This is a genomic window from Streptomyces sp. NPDC029836 (assembly GCF_055574495.1).
In genome coordinates, this window is the sequence record NZ_JBVHZI010000039.1 from 1 (window position 1) to 3,212 (window position 3,212).

Sequence of the window (3,212 nt, forward strand, 5' to 3'; positions counted from 1 at the left end):
GGGTGATGGGTGGCTGGTCGTTGCTTGAGAACTACACAGTGGACGCGAGCATCTGTAGGCCAAGTTTTTAAGGGCACACGGTGGATGCCTTGGCACCAGGAACCGATGAAGGACGTGAGAGGCCGCGATAGGCCCCGGGGAGCTGCCAACTGAGCTTTGATCCGGGGGTGTCCGAATGGGGAAACCCGGCAGTCGTCATGGGCTGTCACCCACTGCTGAACACATAGGCAGTGTGGAGGGAACGAGGGGAAGTGAAACATCTCAGTACCCTCAGGAAGAGAAAACAACCGTGATTCCGGGAGTAGTGGCGAGCGAAACCGGATGAGGCCAAACCGTATGCGTGTGATACCCGGCAGGGGTTGCGCATGCGGGGTTGTGGGAATTCTTTTGATCGGTCTGCCGGCCGGTCGGCGAGTCAGAAACCGTTGATGTAGTCGAAGGACATGCGAAAGGTCCGGCGTAGAGGGTAAGACCCCCGTAGACGAAACATCAGCGGCTTGCTTAAGAATCTCCCAAGTAGCACGGGGCCCGAGAAATCCCGTGTGAATCTGGCGGGACCACCCGCTAAGCCTAAATATTCCCTGGTGACCGATAGCGGATAGTACCGTGAGGGAATGGTGAAAAGTACCGCGGGAGCGGAGTGAAATAGTACCTGAAACCGTGTGCCTACAAGCCGTGGGAGCGTCGCTCATTGAGTTTACTCAATGGGTCGTGACTGCGTGCCTTTTGAAGAATGAGCCTGCGAGTTAGCGGTGTGTAGCGAGGTTAACCCGTGTGGGGAAGCCGTAGCGAAAGCGAGTCCGAACAGGGCGATTGAGTTGCACGCTCTAGACCCGAAGCGGAGTGATCTAGCCATGGGCAGGTTGAAGCGGAGGTAAGACTTCGTGGAGGACCGAACCCACCAGGGTTGAAAACCTGGGGGATGACCTGTGGTTAGGGGTGAAAGGCCAATCAAACTCCGTGATAGCTGGTTCTCCCCGAAATGCATTTAGGTGCAGCGTCACGTGTTTCTTGCCGGAGGTAGAGCACTGGATAGGCGATGGGCCCTACCGGGTTACTGACCTTAGCCAAACTCCGAATGCCGGTAAGTGAGAGCGTGGCAGTGAGACTGTGGGGGATAAGCTCCATGGTCGAGAGGGAAACAGCCCAGAGCATCGACTAAGGCCCCCAAGCGTACGCTAAGTGGGAAAGGATGTGGAGTCGCAGAGACAACCAGGAGGTTGGCTTAGAAGCAGCCACCCTTGAAAGAGTGCGTAATAGCTCACTGGTCAAGTGATTCCGCGCCGACAATGTAGCGGGGCTCAAGCGTACCGCCGAAGTCGTGTCATTGCAGCAATAGGGCCAACGCCCGCTGTGATGGGTAGGGGAGCGTCGTGTGCCGGGTGAAGCAGCAGCGGAAGCTAGTTGTGGACGGTTCACGAGTGAGAATGCAGGCATGAGTAGCGATACACACGTGAGAAACGTGTGCGCCGATTGACTAAGGGTTCCTGGGTCAAGCTGATCTGCCCAGGGTAAGTCGGGACCTAAGGCGAGGCCGACAGGCGTAGTCGATGGACAACCGGTTGATATTCCGGTACCCGCTTTGAAACGCCCAATATCGAATCCATTGATGCTAAGGCCGTGAAGCCGTTCCGGACCCTTCGGGGAAAGGAAAGTGGTGGAGCCGTCGATCCAAGGTGGTAGTAGGTAAGCGATGGGGTGACGCAGGAAGGTAGTCCAACCCGGGCGGTGGTAGTCCCGGGGTAAGGGTGTAGGCCGAGGGGTAGGCAAATCCGTCCCTCATTAAGGCTGAGACCTGATGCCGAGCCGATTGTGGTGAAGTGGATGATCCTATGCTGTCGAGAAAAGCCTCTAGCGAGTTTCATGGCGGCCCGTACCCTAAACCGACTCAGGTGGTCAGGTAGAGAATACCGAGGCGTTCGGGTGAACTATGGTTAAGGAACTCGGCAAAATGCCCCCGTAACTTCGGGAGAAGGGGGGCCATCACTGGTGATCGGATTTACTCCGTGAGCTGGGGGTGGCCGCAGAGACCAGCGAGAAGCGACTGTTTACTAAAAACACAGGTCCGTGCGAAGCCGTAAGGCGATGTATACGGACTGACGCCTGCCCGGTGCTGGAACGTTAAGGGGACCGGTTAGTGCACTTTCGGGTGTGCGAAGCTGAGAACTTAAGCGCCAGTAAACGGCGGTGGTAACTATAACCATCCTAAGGTAGCGAAATTCCTTGTCGGGTAAGTTCCGACCTGCACGAATGGCGTAACGACTTCTCGACTGTCTCAACCATAGGCCCGGTGAAATTGCACTACGAGTAAAGATGCTCGTTTCGCGCAGCAGGACGGAAAGACCCCGGGACCTTTACTATAGTTTGATATTGGTGTTCGGTTCGGCTTGTGTAGGATAGGTGGGAGACTTTGAAGCAGCCACGCCAGTGGTTGTGGAGTCGCCGTTGAAATACCACTCTGGTCGTGCTGGATGTCTAACCTCGGTCCGTGATCCGGATCAGGGACAGTGTCTGATGGGTAGTTTAACTGGGGCGGTTGCCTCCCAAAGAGTAACGGAGGCGCCCAAAGGTTCCCTCAGCCTGGTTGGCAATCAGGTGTTGAGTGTAAGTGCACAAGGGAGCTTGACTGTGAGACCGACGGGTCGAGCAGGGACGAAAGTCGGGACTAGTGATCCGGCGGTGGCTTGTGGAAGCGCCGTCGCTCAACGGATAAAAGGTACCCCGGGGATAACAGGCTGATCTTCCCCAAGAGTCCATATCGACGGGATGGTTTGGCACCTCGATGTCGGCTCGTCGCATCCTGGGGCTGGAGTCGGTCCCAAGGGTTGGGCTGTTCGCCCATTAAAGCGGTACGCGAGCTGGGTTTAGAACGTCGTGAGACAGTTCGGTCCCTATCCGCTGTGCGCGTAGGAATATTGAGAAGGGCTGTCCCTAGTACGAGAGGACCGGGACGGACGAACCTCTGGTGTGCCAGTTGTCCTGCCAAGGGCATGGCTGGTTGGCTACGTTCGGGAGGGATAACCGCTGAAAGCATCTAAGCGGGAAGCCTGCTTCGAGATGAGTATTCCCACCTCCTTGAGAGGGTAAGGCTCCCAGTAGACGACTGGGTTGATAGGCCAGATGTGGAAGCCCGGTAACGGGTGGAGCTGACTGGTACTAATAGGCCGAGGGCTTGTCCTCAGTTGCTCGCGTCCACTGTGTTAGTTCTGAAG

1 rRNA gene is annotated in these 3,212 nt (G+C 56.5%); it reads left to right on the forward strand.

Annotation, left to right across the window (positions count from 1 at the left end):
• Window positions 1-57 precede the first annotated feature (57 nt).
• Window positions 58-3,180: ribosomal RNA gene (locus tag ACZ4XJ_RS37265) — 23S ribosomal RNA — on the forward strand.
• Window positions 3,181-3,212 lie beyond the last annotated feature (32 nt).